14 protein-coding genes and 2 pseudogenes are annotated in these 18,207 nt (G+C 51.7%); 9 read left to right on the top strand and 7 right to left on the bottom strand.

The window, feature by feature from the left end; all coding sequences use genetic code 11:
• Positions 1-523: 523 nt before the first annotated feature.
• The 6 genes and pseudogenes from ABZJ92_RS15705 (at position 524) to trmL (ending at position 10,568) form a co-directional block, all read left to right on the top strand.
• A complete protein-coding gene (locus tag ABZJ92_RS15705) occupies positions 524-1,207 on the top strand; it encodes a DUF3251 domain-containing protein (RefSeq protein ID WP_001049544.1) in 684 nt (227 codons plus the stop codon).
• Between the two features lie 43 nt (positions 1,208-1,250).
• Positions 1,251-5,913: pseudogene (locus tag ABZJ92_RS15700) on the top strand (YadA-like family protein).
• Positions 5,914-6,280: 367 nt separating this feature from the next.
• Positions 6,281-7,936 carry an L-lactate permease gene (lldP, locus tag ABZJ92_RS15695; protein WP_005052212.1) on the top strand — a complete coding sequence of 552 codons (1,656 nt, stop codon included), beginning with the start codon at positions 6,281-6,283 and terminating at the stop codon, positions 7,934-7,936.
• Positions 7,936-8,712 (top strand): transcriptional regulator LldR, encoded by a 777-nt coding sequence (gene lldR / locus ABZJ92_RS15690; protein WP_000636500.1) that lies wholly within the window; start codon positions 7,936-7,938, stop codon positions 8,710-8,712. Before lldP ends, lldR begins: the two co-directional genes overlap by 1 nt.
• Positions 8,709-9,899, top strand: coding sequence for a quinone-dependent L-lactate dehydrogenase (lldD, locus tag ABZJ92_RS15685; protein WP_000586964.1), 1,191 nt, complete (start codon positions 8,709-8,711; stop codon positions 9,897-9,899). Before lldR ends, lldD begins: the two co-directional genes overlap by 4 nt.
• A gap of 195 nt (positions 9,900-10,094) precedes the next feature.
• Positions 10,095-10,568: a tRNA (uridine(34)/cytosine(34)/5-carboxymethylaminomethyluridine(34)-2'-O)-methyltransferase TrmL gene (gene trmL / locus ABZJ92_RS15680; protein ID WP_000932346.1), complete on the top strand. Its 474-nt coding sequence runs from the start codon at positions 10,095-10,097 to the stop codon at positions 10,566-10,568.
• 52 nt (positions 10,569-10,620) lie between these two features.
• Here trmL and cysE read toward each other — a convergent pair whose 3' ends face one another.
• The 5 genes from cysE to ABZJ92_RS15655 form a co-directional block, all read right to left on the bottom strand.
• The gene (gene cysE / locus ABZJ92_RS15675) at positions 10,621-11,442 is read right to left on the bottom strand and encodes a serine O-acetyltransferase (RefSeq protein WP_001277561.1); all 822 of its coding nucleotides are present in this window, start codon (positions 11,440-11,442) and stop codon (positions 10,621-10,623) included.
• A gap of 79 nt (positions 11,443-11,521) precedes the next feature.
• A complete protein-coding gene (gene gpsA / locus ABZJ92_RS15670; protein ID WP_001076194.1) occupies positions 11,522-12,541 on the bottom strand; it encodes an NAD(P)H-dependent glycerol-3-phosphate dehydrogenase in 1,020 nt (339 codons plus the stop codon).
• A complete protein-coding gene (secB, locus tag ABZJ92_RS15665; RefSeq protein WP_000003377.1) occupies positions 12,541-13,008 on the bottom strand; it encodes a protein-export chaperone SecB in 468 nt (155 codons plus the stop codon). Before secB ends, gpsA begins: the two co-directional genes overlap by 1 nt.
• A gap of 62 nt (positions 13,009-13,070) precedes the next feature.
• On the bottom strand, positions 13,071-13,322 hold the full coding sequence (gene grxC, locus ABZJ92_RS15660; protein ID WP_000024391.1) for a glutaredoxin 3: 252 nt from the start codon (positions 13,320-13,322) through the stop codon (positions 13,071-13,073).
• 141 nt (positions 13,323-13,463) lie between these two features.
• Positions 13,464-13,895: a rhodanese-like domain-containing protein gene (locus ABZJ92_RS15655; protein WP_005052206.1), complete on the bottom strand. Its 432-nt coding sequence runs from the start codon at positions 13,893-13,895 to the stop codon at positions 13,464-13,466.
• 244 nt (positions 13,896-14,139) lie between these two features.
• Between ABZJ92_RS15655 and gpmM the strand changes: the two genes are divergently transcribed.
• Genes gpmM through ABZJ92_RS15640 form a run of 3 tightly spaced genes read left to right on the top strand, consistent with a single transcriptional unit; the run spans position 14,140 to position 17,940 of the window.
• A complete protein-coding gene (gene gpmM, locus ABZJ92_RS15650; protein ID WP_005065328.1) occupies positions 14,140-15,684 on the top strand; it encodes a 2,3-bisphosphoglycerate-independent phosphoglycerate mutase in 1,545 nt (514 codons plus the stop codon).
• Between the two features lie 33 nt (positions 15,685-15,717).
• A complete protein-coding gene (gene envC / locus ABZJ92_RS15645; protein ID WP_000196263.1) occupies positions 15,718-16,977 on the top strand; it encodes a murein hydrolase activator EnvC in 1,260 nt (419 codons plus the stop codon).
• A 3-nt stretch (positions 16,978-16,980) separates the two neighbouring features.
• A complete protein-coding gene (locus tag ABZJ92_RS15640) occupies positions 16,981-17,940 on the top strand; it encodes a divergent polysaccharide deacetylase family protein (protein WP_000483856.1) in 960 nt (319 codons plus the stop codon).
• Here the strand turns inward: ABZJ92_RS15640 and ABZJ92_RS15635 are convergent.
• Both ABZJ92_RS15635 and ABZJ92_RS15630 read right to left on the bottom strand, forming a co-directional pair.
• Positions 17,927-18,137, bottom strand: a pseudogene (locus ABZJ92_RS15635) (glycosyltransferase); the annotation flags it as partial. The gene ABZJ92_RS15640 and the pseudogene ABZJ92_RS15635 sit on opposite strands and share 14 nt — an antisense overlap.
• Before the next feature lie 11 nt (positions 18,138-18,148).
• Entirely contained in the window at positions 18,149-18,205 is a 57-nt protein-coding gene (locus tag ABZJ92_RS15630) for an IS1 family transposase (protein WP_003032489.1), read from the bottom strand.
• Positions 18,206-18,207: the final 2 nt, after the last annotated feature.

Here is an 18,207-nt window from a genome sequence, read left to right as displayed (position 1 = left end):
CTGATGGAAATGGAAGCCACGCAAGCACCTTAAAATCACCATCATACACTAAATCAGTAAGTTGGCAGCATTACCAACAATTCACTCCCTTTACTTCGATTTACCGCTGGTTGATATTCTGAAAATGCATTTTTACCGAAATAGCCATCTATAAACAATAAAAATATATAGAAGATATCATTTGTTAATTAACAAGCATTTACGTCTCTTTTTTTCGGATTTAATTGTGAAATTTTAATCATCATATTCACAAAATCAATTATCTGTGAAATTTTTCCCAGACATGGTTTCTTTCATATTTGACATTTATTAATAATCATCATTAGAATCCACGAAAAATAATATATTCATACAAACACAGACATCTTTTGAAACGAATGATACATTTTTATGATGAATGCTTAAAACAATATTTAATCGACACACATCACTGTCATTAATGTAAAGCAACATAGCTCACCAATAATACAATGGACAACTCTACCGGCATTGAGCGCTGGTCGGAGGAAATAAGGATTTTTACATGAACTTGAAGAAGATTTTTTTCAGTGCTGTCACTGTTTCAGTTCTCTGCGCATTAACGGGATGTGACTACATTGAAGAAGGCAAGCCAGAAAGTAGTTTACTGAAACAACAAGAAGAACATAATAATAAAATTGTGCTACTTGAAAAACAACAAGCACAGCTAAAGAGTCAACTCGAAACTATTCAAAAACAACAAACTGGCATAATAAACAGTACAAAGACTTTAACTCACGTAATTAAATCCGTTAAAGACCAACAAAATACTTTTATTTTTACCGAGTTTAACCCAGCAAAAACGAAGTATTTCATCCTGAACAACGGTTCGGTGGCTTTAGCGGGTCGAGTGTTATCCATTGACGCCACAGAGAATGGTAGTGTTATTCATATCTCACTGGTCAACTTATTAAGTACACCTATCTCAAACATTGGTTTTAATGCGACATGGGGTGGTGAAAAACCTGTCGATGCCAAAGAGTTTGCCCGGTGGCAACAATTACTTTTCAACACATCAATGAAATCCACATTGAAATTATTACCAGGTCAATGGCAAGACATTAATTTGACCCTGAAGGGTGTATCGCCCAATAACCTGGGATATCTGAAGTTAGCCATCAACATGGAAAATATTCAGTTCGACAATCTTCCCTCTGCTGAAAATCGGCAGAAAAGAAGCAAAAAATAAATGCAGTTAGTACGCTTATAACAAGGAATAGCGAGCATCATTAATGAACAAAATATTTAAAGTTATCTGGAACCCTGCGACAGGGAATTATACTGTTACCAGCGAAACGGCAAAAAGCCGTGGCAAGAAATCTGGGCGCAGTAAGCTGTTAATTTCTGCGCTGGTTGCGGGTGGAATGTTGTCGTCGTTTGGGGCATTGGCGAATGCCGGGAATGACAACGGTCAGGGTGTTGATTACGGTAGTGGATCAGCTGGCGACGGCTGGGTTGCTATAGGCAAAGGGGCGAAAGCAAATACTTTTATGAACACCAGTGGTTCCAGTACTGCTGTGGGTTATGACGCTATAGCTGAAGGCCAATATAGCTCTGCCATCGGGTCAAAAACCCATGCGATTGGTGGTGCATCAATGGCCTTTGGGGTTAGTGCAATATCAGAAGGCGATAGAAGTATAGCACTGGGTGCCTCTTCGTATTCATTGGGCCAATACTCAATGGCCCTCGGCCGTTATTCAAAAGCATTGGGTAAATTGTCTATTGCTATGGGGGACTCTTCCAAAGCGGAAGGAGCAAACGCCATTGCCCTGGGGCGTAGCAGTGTAGCTAGCGGTACTGACAGCCTCGCATTTGGCAGACAATCACTTGCCAGCGCAGCGAACGCTATTGCGATAGGTGCTGAGACCGAAGCCGCTGAAAATGCAACTGCTATTGGCAATAATGCGAAGGCAAAAGGGACTAATAGCATGGCAATGGGGTTCGGAAGCCTTGCCGATAAAGTCAATACTATCGCATTAGGAAATGGCAGCCAGGCTCTGGCAGATAATGCAATCGCCATAGGCCAGGGCAACAAAGCTGATGGCGTGGATGCCATCGCTCTGGGTAATGGTAGCCAGTCGAGAGGCTTAAACACCATTGCCTTAGGCACAGCCAGTAATGCAACTGGTGATAAGAGTCTTGCGCTTGGTAGTAATAGCAGTGCCAACGGTATTAACTCTGTCGCGCTGGGCGCAGATTCCATTGCGGATTTAGACAATACCGTCTCTGTCGGCAATAGTTCATTAAAACGCAAGATCGTTAATGTGAAAAATGGCGCGATCAAGTCTGACAGTTACGATGCCATTAATGGTTCACAGCTTTATGCCATTAGCGACTCGGTAGCAAAAAAGGCTTGGAGGAGGGGCTGCAGTAGATGTTGATGACGGTACTGTTACAGCACCAACCTACAATTTAAAAAATGGTAGCAAAAATAACGTAGGGGCTGCGCTCGCTGTACTTGATGAAAACACCCTGCAATGGGACCAAACCAAAGGCAAATACAGCGCTGCTCATGGTACTAGTAGCCCAACTGCCAGCGTAATCACCGATGTTGCGGATGGCACGATTTCAGCCTCCAGTAAGGATGCGGTTAACGGTTCCCAACTGAAAGCTACCAATGACGATGTCGAAGCCAACACCACCAATATCACCAACCTGACGGATTCCGTTGGTGACCTTCAGGCTGATGCCCTGCTCTGGAACGAAACTAAAAAGGCATTCAGTGCAGCTCACGGCCAGGATACCACCAGCAAAATCACCAACGTTAAAGATGCCGACCTGACGGCTGACAGCACTGATGCTGTTAACGGCTCTCAGCTGAAAACCACCAACGATGCTGTGGCGACGAATACCACCAATATCGCCAATAACACTTCCAATATTGCCACTAACACCACCAACATCTCTAACCTGACTGAGACGGTGACTAATCTTGGTGAGGATGCGCTGAAATGGGATAAGGACAATGGTGTATTCACGGCAGCTCATGGCACCGAGACCACCAGCAAAATAACCAACGTTAAAGATGGCGACCTGACGACTGGCAGCACCGATGCCGTTAACGGCTCTCAGCTGAAAACCACCAACGATGCCGTGGCGACGAATACCACCAATATCGCCACTAACACCACCAACATCTCTAATCTGACTGAGACGGTGACTAATCTTGGTGAGGATGCGCTGAAATGGGATAAGGACAATGGTGTCTTCACTGCAGCTCATGGCAACAATACCGCCAGCAAAATCACCAATATCCTGGACGGCACAGTCACTGCAACCAGTTCCGATGCCATTAACGGTAGCCAGCTTTATGACTTAAGCAGCAATATCGCCACCTACTTCGGCGGCAATGCTTCTGTGAATACTGACGGTGTGTTTACCGGTCCAACCTACAAAATCGGTGAAACAAATTATTATAACGTCGGCGATGCACTGGCTGCGATTAACTCCTCATTTAGCACGTCTCTCGGCGATGCTCTGCTTTGGGATGCCACCGCAGGTAAATTCAGTGCCAAACACGGTACTAATGGTGACGCAAGCGTGATCACTGATGTCGCAGATGGTGAAATTTCAGACTCCAGTTCTGACGCAGTAAACGGCTCACAACTCCACGGCGTGAGCAGTTATGTTGTTGATGCGCTGGGGGGTGGTGCCGAAGTCAATGCAGACGGCACCATCACTGCGCCGACGTACACCATTGCTAATGCTGATTACGATAATGTCGGTGATGCCCTGAATGCTATCGATACCACTCCTGACGACGCTCTGCTCTGGGATGCGGACGCCGGTGAAAATGGTGCATTTAGCGCCGCTCACGGAAAAGATAAAACTGCCAGTGTAATCACTAACGTCGCTAACGGTGCAATCTCTGCTGCCAGCAGCGACGCGATTAACGGCTCACAACTCTATACCACCAATAAGTACATCGCTGATGCGCTGGGTGGTGACGCAGAAGTCAACGCTGACGGCACCATCACCGCACCGACTTACACCATTGCGAACGCCGAGTACAACAACGTCGGTGACGCCCTGGATGCGCTTGATGATAACGCCCTGCTGTGGGATAAGACTGCCAATGGCGGTGCTGGAGCCTACAATGCCAGCCATGACGGTAAAGCCAGCATCATCACTAATGTCGCTAATGGCAGTATTAGTGAGGACAGTACCGATGCAGTGAACGGTTCTCAGTTGAATGCGACGAATATGATGATTGAGCAGAACACCCAAATTATCAATCAGCTCGCTGGTAACACCGACGCAACCTATATCGAAGAAAATGGCGCTGGTATCAACTACGTTCGTACTAACGACAACGATTTAGCCTTTAACGATGCAAGCGCCTCTGGTGTCGGCGCTACAGCTGTAGGTTATAACGCTGTCGCGTCTGGTGCCAGCAGCGTAGCCATTGGTCAGAACAGCAGCAGCACCGTTGATACCGGTATTGCGCTGGGTAGCAGCTCCGTTTCCAGCCGTGTGATTGCCAAAGGTTCTCGTGACACTAGCGTAACGGAAAATGGCGTGGTGATTGGTTATGACACCACTGACGGCGAACTGCTAGGTGCATTGTCAATTGGTGATGACGGTAAATACCGCCAAATCATCAACGTAGCTGATGGTTCAGAAGCCCATGACGCCGTTACGGTTCGCCAGTTGCAGAACGCTATTGGAGCGGTCGCCACTACGCCAACCAAGTACTTTCACGCCAACTCAACGGCAGAAGACTCACTGGCCGTTGGTGAAGACTCGCTGGCAATGGGTGCGAAAACTGTCGTTAATGGTAATGCAGGTATTGGTATCGGTTTGAACACTCTGGTTCTGGCTGATGCGATCAACGGCATTGCTATCGGCAGTAACGCACGCGCAAACCATGCAAACAGTATCGCAATGGGTAACGGTTCTCAGACCACCCGTGGTGCACAGACTGGCTACACCGCCTACAACATGGACGCACCGCAGAACTCTGTAGGTGAGTTTTCTGTCGGTAGTGAAGACGGTCAACGTCAGATCACAAACGTCGCAGCTGGTTCAGCGGATACCGATGCGGTTAACGTGGGTCAGTTGAAAGTCACTGATGAGCGCGTAGCGCAAAATACCCAGAGCATTACTAACCTGAACAATCAGGTCACTAATCTGGATACTCGCGTTACTAATATCGAAAACGGTATTGGCGACATTGTCACCACCGGTAGCACCAAGTACTTCAAGACCAACACCGATGGCGTAGATGCCAACGCCCAGGGTAAAGATAGCGTTGCTATTGGTTCTGGTTCCATTGCTGCCGCTGACAACAGCGTCGCACTGGGTACCGGTTCCGTTGCAGAGGAAGAAAATACAATCTCTGTAGGTTCTTCTACTAACCAACGCCGTATCACCAACGTAGCTGCCAGTGTTAATGCCACCGATGCGGTTAACGTGTCGCAGCTGAAATCTTCTGAAGCAGGCGGAGTGCGCTACGACACCAAAGCTGATGGTTCTATCGACTATAGCAATATCACCCTCGGTGGTGGCAACGGCAGTACGACTCGTATCAGCAACGTCTCCGCTGGCGTCAACAACAACGACGCGGTGAACTACGCGCAGTTGAAGCAAAGCGCGCAGGAAACGAAGCAATACACCGATCAGCGGATGGTTGAGATGGATAACAAACTGTCTAAAACTGAAAGCAAGTTGAGCGGTGGTATCGCTTCTGCAATGGCAATGACCGGTCTGCCGCAGGCTTATACACCGGGTGCCAGCATGGCTTCTATTGGTGGCGGTACTTACAACGGTGAATCGGCAGTTGCTTTAGGTGTATCGATGGTGAGCGCCAATGGTCGTTGGGTCTACAAATTACAAGGTAGTACCAATAGCCAGGGTGAATACTCCGCCGCACTCGGTGCCGGTATTCAGTGGTAATGATCCATTAAGTTAGTGTGACTAAGGGCAAACGCCAAATTGCCTGATGCGTTACGCGCATCAGGCAAGATAAGGCGCTCCGGGTCAACAATCTAAGGGCAATTCTCTGATGAGGATTGCCCTTTTCTTTACCAGACATCTCCCCCCACAAGAATTGGCCCTACCAATTCTTCGCTTATCTGACCTCTGGTTCACAATTCCCCAATTAAAACTCACATCAATATTGCCAATACATAACATTTAGTTAACCATTCATTGTCATTATCCCTACACAACACAATTGGCAGTGCCACTTTTACACAACGTGTGACAAGGAGATGAGCAACAGACTCATTACACGATGTGCGTGGACTCTAGGAGACCTGCAATGAATCTCTGGCAACAAAACTACGATCCCGCCGGGAATATCTGGCTTTCCAGTCTGATAGCATCGCTTCCCATCCTGTTTTTCTTCTTTGCGCTGATTAAGCTCAAACTGAAAGGATACGTCGCCGCCTCATGGACGGTAGCAATCGCCCTTGCCGTGGCTTTGCTGTTCTATAAAATGCCGGTCGCTAACGCGCTGGCCTCGGTGGTTTATGGCTTCTTCTATGGTTTGTGGCCCATCGCGTGGATCATTATTGCAGCAGTGTTCGTCTATAAGATCTCGGTGAAAACCGGGCAGTTTGACATCATTCGCTCGTCTATTCTTTCGATAACCCCTGACCAGCGTCTGCAAATGCTGATCGTCGGTTTCTGTTTCGGCGCTTTCCTTGAAGGAGCCGCAGGCTTTGGCGCACCGGTAGCAATTACCGCCGCATTGCTGGTCGGCCTGGGTTTTAAACCGCTGTACGCCGCCGGACTGTGCCTGATTGTTAACACCGCGCCAGTGGCATTTGGCGCGATGGGCATTCCAATCCTGGTTGCCGGACAAGTAACAGGCATCGACAGCTTTGAGATTGGCCAGATGGTGGGGCGTCAGCTACCGTTTATGACCATTATCGTGCTGTTCTGGATCATGGCGATTATGGACGGCTGGCGCGGTATCAAAGAGACGTGGCCTGCGGTCGTGGTTGCAGGCGGCTCGTTTGCCATCGCTCAGTACCTTAGCTCTAACTTCATTGGGCCGGAGCTGCCGGACATTATCTCTTCGCTGGTATCACTGCTCTGCCTGACGCTGTTCCTCAAACGCTGGCAACCAGTTCGCGTATTCCGCTTCGGTGACTTGGGGGCGTCACAGGTTGATATGACGCTGGCCCACACCGGTTACACCGCGGGTCAGGTGTTACGTGCCTGGACACCGTTCCTGTTCCTGACCGCTACCGTAACACTGTGGAGCATCCCGCCGTTTAAAGCCCTGTTCGCATCGGGTGGTGCGCTGTATGAGTGGGTGATCAACATTCCGGTGCCGTACCTCAATAAACTGGTTGCCCGTATGCCACCAGTGGTCAGCGAGGCTACAGCCTATGCCGCCGTGTTTAAGTTTGACTGGTTCTCTGCCACCGGCACCGCCATTCTGTTTGCTGCACTGCTCTCGATTGTCTGGCTGAAGATGAAACCGTCTGACGCTATCAGCACCTTCGGCAGCACGCTGAAAGAACTGGCTCTACCCATCTACTCCATCGGCATGGTGCTGGCGTTCGCCTTTATCTCGAACTATTCCGGACTGTCATCAACACTGGCACTGGCACTGGCGCACACCGGTCATGCATTCACCTTCTTCTCGCCGTTCCTCGGCTGGCTGGGGGTATTCCTGACCGGGTCGGATACCTCATCTAACGCCCTGTTCGCCGCGCTGCAAGCCACCGCAGCACAACAAATTGGCGTCTCTGATCTGTTGCTGGTTGCCGCCAATACCACCGGTGGCGTCACCGGTAAGATGATCTCCCCGCAATCTATCGCTATCGCCTGTGCGGCGGTAGGCCTGGTGGGCAAAGAGTCTGATTTGTTCCGCTTTACTGTCAAACACAGCCTGATCTTCACCTGTATGGTGGGCGTGATCACCACGCTTCAGGCTTATGTCTTAACGTGGATGATTCCTTAATGATTGTTTTACCCAGACGCCTGTCAGACGAGGTTGCCGATCGTGTGCGGGCGCTGATTGATGAAAAAAACCTGGAAGCGGGCATGAAGTTGCCCGCTGAGCGCCAACTGGCGATGCAACTCGGCGTATCACGTAATTCACTACGCGAGGCGCTGGCAAAACTGGTGAGCGAAGGCGTGCTGCTCAGTCGACGCGGCGGCGGGACGTTTATTCGCTGGCGTCATGACACATGGTCGGAGCAAAACATCGTCCAGCCGCTAAAAACGCTGATGGCCGATGATCCGGATTACAGTTTCGATATTCTGGAAGCCCGCTACGCCATTGAAGCCAGCACCGCATGGCATGCGGCAATGCGCGCCACACCTGGCGACAAAGAAAAGATTCAGCTTTGCTTTGAAGCAACGCTAAGTGAAGACCCGGATATCGCCTCACAAGCGGACGTTCGTTTTCATCTGGCGATTGCCGAAGCCTCACATAACATCGTGCTGCTGCAAACCATGCGCGGTTTCTTCGATGTCCTGCAATCCTCAGTGAAGCATAGCCGTCAGCGGATGTATCTGGTGCCACCGGTTTTTTCACAACTGACCGAACAACATCAGGCTGTCATTGACGCCATTTTTGCTGGTGATGCCGACGGGGCGCGTAAAGCAATGATGGCGCACCTTAGTTTTGTTCACACCACCATGAAACGATTCGATGAAGATCAGGCTCGCCACGCACGGATTACCCGCCTGCCCGGTGAGCATAATGAGCATTCGAGGGAGAAAAACGCATGATTATTTCCGCAGCCAGCGATTATCGCGCCGCAGCGCAACGCATTCTGCCGCCGTTCCTGTTCCACTATATGGATGGTGGTGCATATTCTGAATACACGCTGCGCCGCAACGTGGAAGATTTGTCAGAAGTGGCACTGCGCCAGCGTATTCTGAAAAACATGTCCGACTTAAGCCTGGAAACGACGCTGTTTAATGAGAAATTGTCGATGCCGGTAGCACTGGCACCGGTGGGTTTGTGTGGCATGTATGCGCGTCGTGGCGAAGTTCAGGCAGCCAAAGCGGCGGACGCGCATGGCATTCCGTTTACTCTCTCGACGGTTTCCGTTTGCCCGATTGAAGAAGTCGCGCCAGCCATCAAGCGCCCAATGTGGTTCCAGCTTTATGTACTGCGCGATCGCGGCTTTATGCGTAACGCGCTGGAGCGAGCAAAAGCAGCGGGTTGTTCGACGCTGGTTTTCACCGTGGATATGCCGACACCGGGCGCACGCTACCGTGATGCGCATTCAGGTATGAGCGGCCCAAATGCGGCAATGCGCCGCTACTTGCAGGCGGTGACGCATCCGCAATGGGCGTGGGATGTGGGCCTGAACGGTCGTCCACATGATTTAGGTAATATCTCAGCTTATCTCGGCAAACCGACCGGACTGGAAGATTACATCGGCTGGCTGGGGAATAACTTCGATCCGTCCATCTCATGGAAAGACCTTGAGTGGATCCGCGATTTCTGGGATGGCCCGATGGTGATCAAAGGGATCCTCGATCCGGAAGATGCGCGCGATGCAGTACGTTTTGGTGCTGATGGAATTGTGGTTTCTAACCACGGTGGCCGCCAGCTGGACGGTGTACTCTCTTCCGCTCGTGCGTTGCCCGCTATTGCAGATGCGGTGAAAGGTGATATCGCCATTCTGGCGGATAGCGGAATTCGTAACGGGCTTGATGTCGTGCGTATGATTGCGCTCGGTGCCGACACCGTACTGCTGGGTCGTGCTTTCCTGTATGCGCTGGCAACAGCGGGCCAGGCGGGTGTAGCTAACCTGCTAAATCTGATCGAAAAAGAGATGAAAGTGGCGATGACGCTGACTGGCGCGAAATCGATCAGTGAAATTACGCAAGATTCGCTGGTGCAGGGGCTGGGTAAAGAGTTGCCTACGGCACTGGCTCCGATGGCGAAAGGGAATGCGGCATAGTCGTTTGCGCCCCCTCACCCTAACCCTCTCCCTCAGGGAGAGGGGACCGTTCGGCGCTGTATGTACTCCCTCACTCTGAAACGACACCGCACTCTTTTTTTCTCCCTCGCCCCTCCGGGGAGGGCCGGGGTGAGGGGAAAAGGCCGCACGGTTCACCAATTTTCTGCTATCCTGCCCCCGCACTAAGGGGGCAGTATGCTAAACATCGTACTTTACGAACCAGAAATTCCGCCAAATACTGGCAACATCATCCGTCTTTGCGCTAATACCGGCTTTCGTCTACATATCATCGAACCGATGGGATTTGCCTGGGACGACAAGCGCCTGCGCCGCGCGGGGCTGGACTATCACGAGTTTACCGCCGTTACGCGTCATCATGACTATCGCGCGTTCCTCGAAGCAGAAAATCCCCAGCGCCTGTTTGCCCTCACCACGAAAGGTACGCCTGCTCACAGCGCCGTAAGCTATCAGGATGGCGATTATCTGATGTTCGGCCCGGAAACACGCGGCCTGCCAGCGAGCATTCTTGATGCCCTGCCCGCTGAACAAAAAATTCGCATTCCGATGGTGCCGGACAGCCGCAGCATGAATCTGTCCAATGCGGTGTCGGTAGTGGTGTATGAAGCCTGGCGGCAGCTGGGATATCCGGGAGCGTTGTTGAGAGATTAGTTACTGTATGCCGGATAGATGATTACATCGCATCCGGCACGATCACAGGACATTAGATCCCATCCCCATACTCAAATGTATGGTTAATACCGTTGAAATGCTGGTCCATATCCATTGATGGCTTATCGCTGTCTGGTTTACCGACAATACGAGCCGGAACGCCAGCGGCGGTTGTATGCGGCGGCACCGGTTGCAGCACCACGGAACCTGCGCCAATCTTCGCGCCGCGACCAACTTCAATATTGCCGAGGATTTTCGCGCCCGCGCCAATCATCACACCTTCACGAATTTTCGGGTGACGGTCACCACCAGATTTACCCGTACCGCCAAGCGTCACAGATTGCAGAATCGATACGTCGTTTTCAATTACCGCCGTTTCACCCACAACGATGCCCGTGGCGTGGTCGAGCATAATGCCACGGCCAATTTTTGCTGCCGGGTGAATATCGACCTGGAACGTCACAGAAACCTGGTTTTGCAGAAAGATTGCCAATGCGCGACGCCCCTGATTCCACAACCAGTGACCGATGCGATAGGCCTGCAAGGCATGAAAACCCTTCAGGTATAACAACGGGGTTGAGTATTTATCGACTGCCGGGTCGCGGGTACGCACCGCCTGAATATCACAGGCCGCAGAGGCGATCATTTCCGGGTCAGCGGCGTAGGCTTCTTCAACCACTTCACGGATAGCAATAGCAGGCATAATTGGCGATGACAGCTTGTTCGCCAGCATGTAGCTCAGTGCACTGCCAAGGTTTTCGTGCTTGAGTAGCGTCGCGTGGTAAAAACTGGCCAGCATTGGCTCACAGTCCGCCAGCGTTCTGGCTTCGGCTTTAATATTGTTCCAGACAATTTCCAGTTCTTCACACGACATTGCTTACTCCACACGATGAGATAATGACCGGCCCGTTCTGCGCGGGCCGGGTCATAGCGGTAACAAAGGTTCCCTGGGGTTAGTGACTGCTGCGCTCGTCCTTGCGTGCACGACCTAATAATGTCAATGCTGCCTCGCGCGCGTTTTTTCCGCAATATAATACTTGATAAATTTCCTCGGTTATTGGCATTTCAACGCCGAAGCGATGCGCCAGTTCGCGGACTTCTTTCGTATTGCGGTAGCCTTCCACCACCTGACCAATCTTCTCCTGCGCGCTTTGTACATCCATGCCCTGACCGAGCATCATACCAAAACGGCGGTTACGCGACTGGTTGTCGGTACAGGTAAGCACCAGATCGCCCAGCCCCGCCATGCCCATAAAGGTGGCAGGATCGGCACCCAGCGCCGCACCAAGACGCGACATTTCAGCCAGCCCACGGGTGATCAGCGCCGTACGCGCATTCGCACCAAAACCGATACCGTCAGACATCCCCGCGCCAATGGCAATGACGTTTTTCACCGCGCCGCCAAGCTGCACGCCAATGAAATCCGGGTTGCTGTAAACGCGGAAACTTTTGCCGCAGTGCAGCAGCTGCTGGAGATCATCGGCAAAGGTCTGATCGGTCGAGGCCAGCGAAATAGCTGTCGGTAAACCTGCCGCCAGTTCTTTCGCAAACGTTGGGCCAGAGATAACCGCCAGCGGAATTTGATCGCCTAAGGCCTCACGCGCCACGTCCTGTAACAGACGTCCGGTTTCCGCTTCCAGCCCTTTGGTCGCCCACACCAGACGCGCATCAGGACGCATCAGCGGTTTAATCTGGCGCAGCACTTCACCAAAGACATGGCTGGGTACGACGACGAGAATATTACGACTGGCTGCCAGCGCAGTGGCGAGATCGCTTTCAAGATGGAGCGTATCGGGAAAAGGCACATCGGGGAGAAACGCGGCGTTACAGCGGTCGCGTTCAAGCGTTGCGATATGTTCAGGGTCATGGCCCCAGAGGACAACCTCGTGGCCATTTCTTGCCAGGGTAATGGCAAGAGCGGTGCCGTACGAGCCGGCACCGATCACAGTCATTGAAGCATTACGTTGGTTCATCAGGCATCCTGATGTTCTTCAGTACCTTCGCCAGCCTGCTGCTGCAAATAGTTCATGAACAGCGCATCGAAGTTAACCGGCGCAAGGTTCAGTTGCGGGAATGTACCGCGGGATACCATGCTGGTGATGCACTCACGAGCATACGGGAACAGAATGTTCGGGCAGTATGCGCCCAGGCAATGTGCCATCTGGGTGCCTTCGATACCCGCGATGGAGAAAATACCGCCCTGCTGAACTTCACACAGGAACGCGGTTTCTTCGCCCAAGGAGGCCGTTACGGTAACACGCAGTACCACTTCGTATACGTCATCTGCCAGTTGGGAAGATGCCGTATCCAGATCAAGTTTAACTTCTGGTTGCCAATCTTTCTGGAAAACGTGCGGCGCGTTCGGCGCTTCGAAAGAGATATCCTTGGTATAAATACGTTGGATCTGGAAAGTCATTTCAGTGTTGTTTTGTTCTGACATGTGTAGAAAACCCTTAAGTGTTGTCCTTAAATACTGCGCAATGTAATACCAACGTTCACACGTTATTTCAGCAGGGGATCCAGTCCACCACGTGCATCCAATGCATACAAGTCATCACAGCCGCCAATGTGCTGTGCGTCAATAAAAATCTGGGGAACCGTGGTGCAACCGCTGCGTTTGATCATCTCTTCACGCTTGGCGGCATTGCCATCGATCGGCAACTCCTGGAAACTCACGCCCTTGCTGCTCAGCAGTGCTTTTGCACGATGGCAATACGGGCAGGTTTCTTTGGTATAGATTTCAACATTGGCCATAATTTAGCTCCTGTTTTTTTACCCTGAAATTTCATGTTGCAGGGCGGCTGCAAAATGGAGTGTCCCCAGAAGCTTATAACAATAAGTCGCTGGGGGCCTAATTGCAGCTAACGGCCTGCATCATGAAAGACGACAGGTAAATTATTTGCCGCGCACCAGAGGCAAGTTTTCGCCAGCCCAGCCAGCAACGCCCTCTTTCAGCACGAATACTTGCGCAAAACCAGCTTTCGTCAGCGCGTTTGCAGGCTCCTGGCACTGCATGCCAGAACCGTCTACCACGATAACCGATTTGTCTTTGTGCTTCTCAAGCTCACCAACATTGTTGGCTTTGATTTCGCTCGGCAACAGATTGATAGAACCTGCGATATGGCCTTTACGGAAGTCATCACGCTGACGTAAATCCACAACCACAGCGTCTTCTTTGTTGATCAGACGCGTAGCTTCACCACGAGTAATCACCTTCACTTTCGAGGTCAGGCTCTTAAACGTAGTCACAAGAACCGCCACCAGTAACGCGATCCAGGCGATACTCAGTATGGGATGACGGCCAACAAATTGCATAATTTCTTGCATGGGGGGTAACAACTCCCGACGTAGTGATTAAAAAAACCAGGAAAGGAGTATACCTGCGCGGTGCGGCAAATACAGCCAGCGCGTTAACTGGAATGCAATTTTGCGGGGCACGACGAAAAAAAAGCGCAAATCTGGCATCGGCTTGCCGCGAGCGGTCGTATATTTTGATCTTCAGAGGCTATTTTATCGATTCAGCTGTAGTAAAATTACGCAAATTTTGACTCTTGAGTATGAGGTTGTCGCAATGTCGGTTTCTAAAAAACCTATGGTACTGGTGATTCTGGATGGCTATGGCTATCGTGAAGAACAGCAGGATAACGCCATTTTTAGTGCTAAAACCCCGGTAATGGATGCACTGTGGGCCAATCGTCCGCATACCCTGATCGACGCTTCCGGTCTGGAAGTCGGTCTGCCTGACCGTCAGATGGGTAACTCCGAAGTAGGCCACGTTAACCTGGGTGCCGGCCGCATCGTGTATCAGGACCTGACTCGTCTGGACGTTGAAATCAAAGATCGCGCTTTCTTTGCTAATCCAGTGCTGGCTGGCGCGGTACATAAAGCGAAAAACGCAGGTAAAGCAGTACACATTATGGGTCTGCTCTCCGCAGGCGGCGTACACAGCCACGAAGATCACATCATGGCGATGGTAGAACTGGCAGCTGAACGCGGCGCAGAAAAAATCTACCTGCACGCATTCCTTGACGGTCGCGACACCCCGCCGCGCAGTGCTGAATCCTCGCTGAAAAAATTTGAAGAGAAATTTGCTGCGCTGGGTAAAGGCCGCGTAGCGTCCATCATTGGTCGTTACTACGCGATGGACCGCGATAACCGTTGGGATCGCGTTGAAAAAGCCTATGACCTGCTGACTCTGGCGCAGGGTGAGTTCCAGGCCGATACTGCCGTTGCTGGTTTGCAGGCAGCTTATGCTCGCGACGAAAACGACGAGTTCGTGAAAGCGACCGTTATTCGTGCAGAAGGTCAGCCAGATGCGGCAATGGAAGACGGCGATGCGCTGATTTTCATGAACTTCCGTGCTGACCGCGCGCGTGAAATCACTCGTGCATTCGTGAACGCTGATTTCGATGGCTTCGCGCGTAAGAAAGTGGTTAACGTCGATTTCGTGATGCTGACCGAATACGCCGCTGACATCAAAACTGCGGTTGCTTACCCACCCGCTTCCCTGGTTAACACCTTCGGCGAGTGGATGGCGAAAAACGACAAAACTCAGTTGCGTATTTCCGAAACCGAAAAATATGCCCACGTTACTTTCTTCTTCAACGGTGGCGTAGAAGAGTCGTTCAAAGGCGAAGATCGCATTCTGATCAACTCACCGAAAGTGGCTACCTACGATCTGCAACCGGAAATGAGCTCCGCAGAGCTGACCGAAAAACTGGTTGCGGCCATCAAGAGCGGCAAATACGACACCATTATCTGTAACTATCCGAACGGCGACATGGTAGGTCACACCGGGGTGATGGAAGCGGCGGTTAAAGCGGTTGAAGCACTGGATCACTGCGTGGAAGAAGTCGCGAAAGCGGTTGAGTCCGTGGGTGGACAACTGCTGATCACCGCTGACCACGGTAACGCTGAACAGATGCGCGATCCGGCAACGGGTCAGGCACACACGGCACACACCAACCTGCCAGTTCCGCTGATTTACGTTGGTGATAAGAACGTGAAAGCGGTTGCAGGCGGCAAACTTTCTGACATCGCGCCGACCATGTTGTCGCTGATGGGTATGGAAATCCCGCAAGAGATGACTGGTAAGCCGCTGTTCATCGTGGAATAATCCCTCCCCATGAGGGGAAAGGCGATTAATACCATGACACGGGCCGTGAAACCGCGCAGGTTTGCAATCAGGCCCATCATCTACGCCAGCGTTCTTAGCGCTGGCGTATTGTTGTGCGCCTTTTCCGCCCACGCGGATGAGCGTGACCAACTCAAATCTATTCAGGCCGATATCGCCGCAAAAGAGCGCGCGGTACGCCAAAAGCAACAACAACGCGCAAGCCTGCTCGCACAATTGAAAAAGCAGGAAGAAGCGATCTCTGAAGCCACCCGTAAGCTGCGCGAAACGCAAAACACGCTCAATCAACTCAATAAACAGATTGATGAGATGAACGCGTCGATTGCCAAACTGGAGCAGCAAAAAGCCGCCCAGGAGCGCAGCCTCGCCGCACAACTGGATGCCGCATTCCGTCAGGGCGAGCATACCGGTATTCAGCTAATTCTCAGCGGTGAAGAAAGCCAGCGTGGACAGCGTTTACAGGCTTATTTCGGCTATCTCAACCAGGCGCGACAAGAAACCATTGCCCAGTTGAAGCAAACGCGTGAAGAAGTCACCATGCAGCATGCTGAACTGGAAGAGAAACAAAGCGAGCAACAAACGCTGTTATATGAACAGCGCGCCCAACAGGCGAAACTGACTCAGGCTCTGAACGAGCGTAAAAAGACGCTGGCGGGGCTGGAATCTTCCATCCAGCAAGGTCAGCAGCAGCTAAGTGAACTGCGTGCCAACGAATCCCGTCTGCGTAACAGCATTGCCCGTGCTGAAGCCGCGGCGAAAGCGCGTGCTGAACGAGAAGCGCGTGAGGCCCAGGCGGTTCGCGAGCGCCAGAAAGAAGCGACGCGCAAAGGCACCACCTACAAACCGACCGAAAGCGAAAAATCGCTGATGTCCCGAACTGGTGGCCTGGGTGCGCCGCGTGGTCAGGCATTCTGGCCGGTTCGCGGGCCGACGCTGCATCGCTATGGCGAGCAGCTACAGGGTGAATTACGCTGGAAAGGGATGGTTATCGGTGCCTCTGAAGGTACTGAAGTTAAAGCAATTGCCGACGGTCGAGTGATTCTGGCTGACTGGCTGCAAGGTTACGGTCTGGTGGTGGTGGTTGAGCACGGTAAAGGCGACATGAGTCTTTACGGCTATAATCAGAGCGCACTGGTGAGCGTTGGTTCGCAGGTTCGCGCGGGCCAGCCAATTGCACTGGTGGGCAGCAGTGGCGGTCAGGGTCGGCCTTCACTCTATTTCGAAATTCGCCGCCAGGGTCAGGCGGTCAATCCACAGCCGTGGTTGGGAAGATAAGTTTTGTTTCCATTTCGTCGTAACGTTCTTGCATTTGCCGCTCTGTTGGCGCTCTCCTCCCCCGTACTTGCTGGCAAACTTGCCATCGTCATTGATGATTTTGGGTATCGCCCGCACAACGAAAACCAGGTGCTGGCGATGCCTTCCGCTATCTCCGTCGCTGTATTACCCGATTCACCGCACGCCAGAGAGATGGCGACCAAAGCGCATAACAGCGGTCACGAAGTGTTGATTCATCTCCCGATGGCACCGTTGAGTAAACAGCCGCTGGAGAAAAATACGCTACGCCCGGAGATGAGCAGCGACGAAATTGAGCGCATTATTCGTAGTGCGGTCAATAACGTGCCCTATGCCGTGGGGATCAACAACCACATGGGCAGCAAGATGACCTCTAACCTGTTTGGTATGCAGAAAGTGATGCAGGCGCTGGAGCGTTACAATCTTTACTTCCTCGACAGCGTAACCATCGGTAATACCCAGGCGATGCGCGCCGCGCAAGGTACTGGCGTGAAGGTGATCAAACGGAAGGTGTTCCTCGACGATTCGCAGAACGAAGCGGACATCCGTGTGCAATTTAATCGCGCAATTGATCTGGCGCGTCGCAACGGTTCAACCATTGCCATTGGGCATCCTCACCCTTCAACGGTACGCGTGCTACAACAGATGGTTTATAACCTGCCGCCAGACATTACGCTGGTGAAAGCCAGCAGCTTGCTGAATGAACCGCAGGTTGATACTTCTACACCGCCGAAAAACGCTGTGCCTGATGCACCGCGTAATCCGTTCCGTGGCGTGAAGCTGTGCAAACCGAAGAAACCGATAGAACCTGTTTATGCTAATCGCTTCTTTGAAGTATTAAGCGAAAGCATCAGCCAGAGCACGCTGATCGTTTACTTCCAGCATCAGTGGCAAGGCTGGGGCAAACAGCCCGAAGCGGCGAAGTTTAACGCTAGCGCAAATTAAAGGCGCTACGCGTAATGCGATGGTGCGACCGCGTTTTGTCGCGCCATTGCCATAAGCGGAAAGACCACAGTAACGCCTGGTAACCGACCTTCACGCTGCGCACATTGGTAATCAGGCGCTTATACATACCCGGAAGTAAATATCTCGGCAATCATCCGTTGGCGGGTAAGAATATCCGGCTCTTTGCGCACCGGGTAATGACTCCAACTTACTGATAGTGTTTTATGTTCAGATAATGCCCGATGACCTTGTCATGCAGCTCCACCG

The sequence above is a fragment of the Shigella sp. FJ200513 genome, assembly GCF_040495915.1.
GTDB lineage: Bacteria > Pseudomonadota > Gammaproteobacteria > Enterobacterales > Enterobacteriaceae > ECMA0423.
The sequence above is the reverse complement of the archived record's forward strand: the minus strand, read 5'-3'. Positions and strand labels throughout refer to the sequence as shown.

Bases quoted from the DNA above. Each gene is read 5' to 3' on its own strand.
- ABZJ92_RS15705 (WP_001049544.1), top strand. From the start codon at position 524: ATGAACTTGAAGAAGATTTTTTTCAGTGCTGTCACTGTTTCAGTTCTC.
- lldP (WP_005052212.1), top strand. From the start codon at position 6,281: ATGAATCTCTGGCAACAAAACTACGATCCCGCCGGGAATATCTGGCTT.
- lldR (WP_000636500.1), top strand. From the start codon at position 7,936: ATGATTGTTTTACCCAGACGCCTGTCAGACGAGGTTGCCGATCGTGTG.
- lldD (WP_000586964.1), top strand. From the start codon at position 8,709: ATGATTATTTCCGCAGCCAGCGATTATCGCGCCGCAGCGCAACGCATT.
- trmL (WP_000932346.1), top strand. From the start codon at position 10,095: ATGCTAAACATCGTACTTTACGAACCAGAAATTCCGCCAAATACTGGC.
- cysE (WP_001277561.1), bottom strand. From the start codon at position 11,442: ATGTCGTGTGAAGAACTGGAAATTGTCTGGAACAATATTAAAGCCGAA.
- gpsA (WP_001076194.1), bottom strand. From the start codon at position 12,541: ATGAACCAACGTAATGCTTCAATGACTGTGATCGGTGCCGGCTCGTAC.
- secB (WP_000003377.1), bottom strand. From the start codon at position 13,008: ATGTCAGAACAAAACAACACTGAAATGACTTTCCAGATCCAACGTATT.
- grxC (WP_000024391.1), bottom strand. From the start codon at position 13,322: ATGGCCAATGTTGAAATCTATACCAAAGAAACCTGCCCGTATTGCCAT.
- ABZJ92_RS15655 (WP_005052206.1), bottom strand. From the start codon at position 13,895: ATGCAAGAAATTATGCAATTTGTTGGCCGTCATCCCATACTGAGTATC.
- gpmM (WP_005065328.1), top strand. From the start codon at position 14,140: ATGTCGGTTTCTAAAAAACCTATGGTACTGGTGATTCTGGATGGCTAT.
- envC (WP_000196263.1), top strand. From the start codon at position 15,718: ATGACACGGGCCGTGAAACCGCGCAGGTTTGCAATCAGGCCCATCATC.